6 protein-coding genes are annotated in these 5028 nt (G+C 32.0%); 5 read left to right on the plus strand and 1 reads right to left on the minus strand.

Annotated elements, in window-relative coordinates; all coding sequences use genetic code 11:
* Nucleotides 1–44 precede the first annotated feature (44 nt).
* A complete protein-coding gene (yaaA, locus tag ACH2BG_RS00315) occupies nt 45–803 on the plus strand; it encodes a peroxide stress protein YaaA (protein ID WP_395045749.1) in 759 nt (252 codons plus the stop codon).
* 163 nt (nt 804–966) lie between these two features.
* Here the strand turns inward: yaaA and rho are convergent, their stop codons facing one another.
* Nucleotides 967–2718: a transcription termination factor Rho gene (gene rho / locus ACH2BG_RS00320; protein WP_395045750.1), complete on the minus strand. Its 1752-nt coding sequence runs from the start codon at nt 2716–2718 to the stop codon at nt 967–969.
* 179 nt (nt 2719–2897) lie between these two features.
* Here rho and ACH2BG_RS00325 point away from each other — a divergent pair, with 179 nt between their 5' ends.
* The 4 genes from ACH2BG_RS00325 to ACH2BG_RS00340 all read left to right on the plus strand — a co-directional run.
* Nucleotides 2898–3308, plus strand: coding sequence for a DUF4293 domain-containing protein (locus tag ACH2BG_RS00325; RefSeq protein ID WP_395045751.1), 411 nt, complete (start codon nt 2898–2900; stop codon nt 3306–3308).
* Nucleotides 3309–3594: 286 nt separating this feature from the next.
* Nucleotides 3595–4263, plus strand: a complete 669-nt coding sequence (locus tag ACH2BG_RS00330; protein WP_395045752.1) for a response regulator — start codon at nt 3595–3597, stop codon at nt 4261–4263.
* Nucleotides 4264–4275: 12 nt separating this feature from the next.
* Complete coding sequence (locus ACH2BG_RS00335) at nt 4276–4560, plus strand: hypothetical protein (protein WP_395045753.1); 285 nt, start codon at nt 4276–4278, stop codon at nt 4558–4560.
* Nucleotides 4561–4639: 79 nt separating this feature from the next.
* A partial coding sequence (locus tag ACH2BG_RS00340) for a hypothetical protein (RefSeq protein WP_395045754.1) occupies nt 4640–5028 on the plus strand: 389 nt, incomplete at its 3' end.

Below are 5028 nucleotides of genomic sequence, written 5' to 3' on the forward strand. Positions count from 1 at the left end.
ATAGAAACTTTAATATATTTGTTACAATAAAATTAAGCTTCTTCATGAAAATAGTAATATCGCCAGCCAAATCGTTAGATTTTGAAAAAACTTTAACAAATAATCAGTTCACAAAACCAGTTTATTTAAAACATACCAAAGAAATAGTTTCGGTTTTAAAAAAACTAAAACCAAAAGATTTATCAGAATTAATGCATATTTCGGATAATTTAGCACAGCTGAATTGGCAACGAAATAAAGCATTCAAAACACCATTTACAACCGAAAATGCTCGTCCAGCCATTTACACTTTCAACGGCGAAGTTTATCACGGTCTTGACTCCTACTCTATTCCTGAAGAAAAAATTCCGGTTTTACAAAACAAACTTCGTATACTTTCTGGACAATACGGAATTTTAAAACCATTAGATTTAATACAAGCCTATCGATTGGAAATGGGAACGCAATTACCTATTGGAGAACATAAAAACTTATATAATTTTTGGAAAGAAACACTAACAAATGCCTTAAATAAAGAACTAAAAAAGAACGAATTATTCATCAATTTGGCGAGTAACGAATATTTTTTGGTTATTGATACAAAAAAACTAAAAGTTCCTGTAATCACACCAGAATTTAAAGATTATAAAGACGGAAAACTAAAAATGATTTCATTTTTTGCTAAAAAAGCTCGTGGGTTGATGGTTCGATATATTATTGATAACGATATTGAAACATTAGAAAGCTTGAAAGGTTTTAATTATGAAGGTTATTCTTTTGACGCTAATTTGTCGATTGGAAATACATTGGTTTTTACGAGATAGTTTTGCGTGAGGGATAGTATTGGAAATCCTTTTATACCTGACAGGTTTTGAAAACCTGTCAGGTATAAAAGGATTGCAACGGATAGCCCGACCGAGAGAGGAACGAAAGAGGTCACGCACAAATAAAAAAAATCCCATCTAAAATTAGATGGGATTTTTTATCTTAATCATTCATCGAAATCAAAAACTCTTCGTTGTTTCTGGTTTTCTTAAATCGGTCATTTATAAATTCCATTGCTTCTACAGGATTCATATCGGCAAGGTATTTACGCATAATCCACATGCGTTGTATTGTTTTTTCGTCGAGCAACAAATCATCACGACGTGTACTTGATGACGTTAAATCGATAGCCGGGAAAATACGACGATTTGCAATTTTACGATCCAATTGTAATTCCATATTACCAGTTCCTTTAAATTCTTCGAAGATTACTTCGTCCATTTTAGAACCAGTTTCTGTAAGTGCTGTTGCGATAATACTTAACGAACCTCCGTTTTCTACATTACGAGCTGCTCCGAAGAAACGTTTTGGTTTTTGTAATGCATTAGCATCTACACCTCCACTTAATACTTTTCCTGATGCTGGTTGTACGGTATTGTAAGCTCTTGCCAAACGTGTAATTGAATCTAAAAGTATCACTACATCGTGACCACATTCGACCAAACGTTTTGCTTTTTCTAATACTATATTGGCTATTTTTACGTGTTCTTGCGGTTCTCTATCAAAGGTAGAAGCCACTACTTCTCCACGCACACTACGTTGCATGTCGGTAACTTCTTCTGGGCGTTCGTCTATTAATAAAACGATTAAATATACTTCTGGATGATTGGCTGCAATGGCATTGGCAATTTCCTTAAGCAACATGGTTTTACCCGTTTTTGGTTGCGCTACAATCATACCACGTTGTCCTTTTCCTATTGGAGAAAACAAATCGATAATACGAGTAGAAATTGAACTTCCTTTTTCGGCCAATCGGAATTTTTCTGTTGGAAATATTGGTGTTAAGTGTTCGAAAGAAACTCTGTCACGAACTACTTGCGGATCATGTCCGTTTATTTTCAAAACTTTTACTAAAGGAAAATATTTTTCTCCTTCTTTTGGAGGACGAACTACACCTTTTACAGTATCTCCCGTTTTTAATCCAAACAAACGTACTTGCGAAGTCGATAAATAAATATCATCGGGCGAAGCCAAATAATTATAATCTGATGAACGCAAGAAACCGTAACCATCGGGCATCATTTCTAGTACGCCTTCACTTTCTATAATTCCTTCGAACTCATAATCTGGTTCTCTAAAATTATTTTTATGTTTTGCGTTTGGATTTTGGTTTACTTCGTCAGTTCGCTTTCGCTCGTGTGGATTTTTTTGATTTTGATTCGGATTTACAGGCTTTACTTTTTGAATTGCCTCTGTATTTTCTGGTGTTTCCGAAGCTATCTCGTCTGTATTTGTAGGTGCAATTACAGCAGGTTTTGCTATTTTTTTATTTCTATGTGAATTATCCACTTTGGTCACATTATTTTCGTCTTTTGTAAAACGAATTACTTTTGGCGGACGTTGTTTTTGTAATGCTTCAACAACTGGTTTTTCTAATTCTGGAGTTGTTTCCGTTTTTGCTTCTTCAAAAGAAATTATTTCTTGCTGAACTGGTGGCGTTACAACTGCTTTTGGCGTAATCGTTTTTGCTACTTTAGGTTCGGCAATTCTAGCTCTTTTTGGTTTTTCGTCAACTACAGGAGTAGTTTCTAGTGCAATTGGAGCAATTTTTTCGGGGTTTGCTGCTTGGTAATCTAATATTTGGTAAACAAGCTCGTCTTTTTTTAGCGTCTTGAATTTTGCTATTTTAGCAACTTTAGCAATTTCTTGTAGCTCGGTGAGCTTCATTTCTTTTAAAACAGAAATATCAAACATAAAATGATGTGTGAATTAATTATTTGGGATAAAATGCGAATGATTTTTTTTGAATCTTATTTTCCGAAGTATGAAGTGCTTACGGATTCTTAAGGCAATATTACGCTTTTTTTTTGAGTAAACAATAGTTTTTTATAAAAAGAAAATATATTTTTGTGTTTATAATATAAGATTTTACAATGATTCAAAGATTACAAAGTATCTATTTATTACTTGCCTTTATAATAACTGGTGCGGTTCCTTTTGTTTTTCATTTATGGAAATTAGAAAATGGCGAAACAATTTATTTTATGAGTGATATAAAGTATACTGCTATATTTGGATTAAGTACTGCCTTATCATTAGTTAGTTTACTTTCGTTTAAAAAAAGACAACAGCAATTTGTGATGAACAGATTGAATATAATATTAAACTTAATTTTACTAGGATTATTTGTGTATCGTACACTAACTGTATCTGGAGGGACTACGGTTTCGGAGAAGGGTATTGGGATGTTTCTTCCTATTGTTGCTATCTTTTTATTGGTTTTGGCCAATAAAGCCATCAAGAAAGACGAAGATCTCGTAAAATCTGTGGATCGATTGAGATAAACCTTTCATCTTAGTTTATTAGTGCGAGAAAAATCCGTTTCAAGAAATTGAGACGGATTTTTTGTTTTATGACTGTTTGTTTTAAATCAATTATATTATTTTTGATTATGAATTGAGATTTGGATATTTCGAATTATCTCGGGTTTTTAACCTTAACCCTTTTTTAGTAGATATTACGGAGAATAATATTTTTTCATCTAACTGAATTTAGTTAGATAAAAATCACTAATTTTAGGTATTTCATGTAACTTTATAATCGTATACATTTGAAAACATTAATATCAAAATGGAAAATAAAATAAAAATACATTTAGCAGATGACCATCAAGTACTTATAGATGGTATACTAGCTGTACTTAAAACCAATTCAGATTTTGAAGTGGTTGGATTCTCTCTAAACGGAGAAGGGCTCGTAGATAGAGTAGCGAGAAATAAAGCCGATATTCTTATTATGGATATAAATATGCCCGAAAAAGACGGCATACAAGTATTACGAGAAATGAACGATGCAGGATTTACTTGCAAAGTCATTATTTTGTCTAGTTATGATGATGCAAAACTAATAAAGGAAGTTATAAAGTTAGGCGCTAGTGGTTATCTCACAAAACAATGTGCTGGTGAAAGTATTATAGATGCAATAACGACAGTTGCGTATGGAAACCAATATTTTTCCGATGCTATAAAAGATAAAATATTTAATATTTATACTGGAAATAATAACGACCACAATCAGGCATTAAATCCTGAAGATTTAATTTCTAGCATAACCGCTAGAGAATTAGAAATCTTAAACTTAATTAGCCAAGAAAGAAGCGGAAAATACATTAGCGATTTACTAAACATTAGTGTAAACACGGTAGAAACACATCGAAAAAATTTAATGAAAAAGCTAAATGTAAAAAGCTCCGTTGGACTTGTCATTTTTGCTGCAAAACATAACTTAATAACCAATTAAACACTAAATATTATGACCTATGACATGCTAGGATTATTTTCTTTTAACAAAGTAAACGCTTACGATTTTGAAATTTGTTTCGAAATTCCAGACAATTGTTTTTATGTCCTTACGGCTTCAGCTACGAGTTACAAAATAGACATAAAACTAAATCCTGGAGAAATCCAACCCTCTACCACTTTTGTAGGTTGTAAAGAAACCGCACCGATCCTTAGCAACAAACTTCTAGCCAATTTCGAGCAATACAAATACTCCGGAGTAATAATTAAAAAACCTACTGTTAACGTTGGTCTTTAAAAAAAATGCAGACCTACTACTAGTAATCTTACTTTTTTTAATTACTAGTCAGTTTTGTTTTGGTTTTCAATCCCAAAGTTTGAGGAAGAAAACCAAAACAGATTCTGTGTCTTATTATATAGAAAAAAATAACTTGATAAAAGCATTGAACTATGCTCGCAAAAAATCAGAATATTATTTAGAAACTAAAAATTATACGGCTTATTGTGATATCATGATTCAAAAATCGGAGGTGTACCGAGAGTTTAACGATCTAGAAAACACTATAAAAACACTTTATGAAGCACGAAACATTGCCGAAACAAATCATTTATTAGAAAAACAAGTATTAGCATATAGAGCCATTGGGAATACCAACGGAATTATTTTAGAATATACTAAAGGAAAAAAATATTTAAATAAAGCAAATAAAATAGCCCTGAAGCTAAAAGACAATGATTTATTAATAAAAGTAAACCAAGGGCTTTT

Source organism: Flavobacterium sp. (genome assembly GCF_043779715.1).
Taxonomy (GTDB): domain Bacteria; phylum Bacteroidota; class Bacteroidia; order Flavobacteriales; family Flavobacteriaceae; genus Flavobacterium.

Bases quoted from the DNA above. Each gene is read 5' to 3' on its own strand.
- yaaA (WP_395045749.1), top strand. From the start codon at position 45: ATGAAAATAGTAATATCGCCAGCCAAATCGTTAGATTTTGAAAAAACT.
- rho (WP_395045750.1), bottom strand. From the start codon at position 2,718: ATGTTTGATATTTCTGTTTTAAAAGAAATGAAGCTCACCGAGCTACAA.
- ACH2BG_RS00325 (WP_395045751.1), top strand. From the start codon at position 2,898: ATGATTCAAAGATTACAAAGTATCTATTTATTACTTGCCTTTATAATA.
- ACH2BG_RS00330 (WP_395045752.1), top strand. From the start codon at position 3,595: ATGGAAAATAAAATAAAAATACATTTAGCAGATGACCATCAAGTACTT.
- ACH2BG_RS00335 (WP_395045753.1), top strand. From the start codon at position 4,276: ATGACCTATGACATGCTAGGATTATTTTCTTTTAACAAAGTAAACGCT.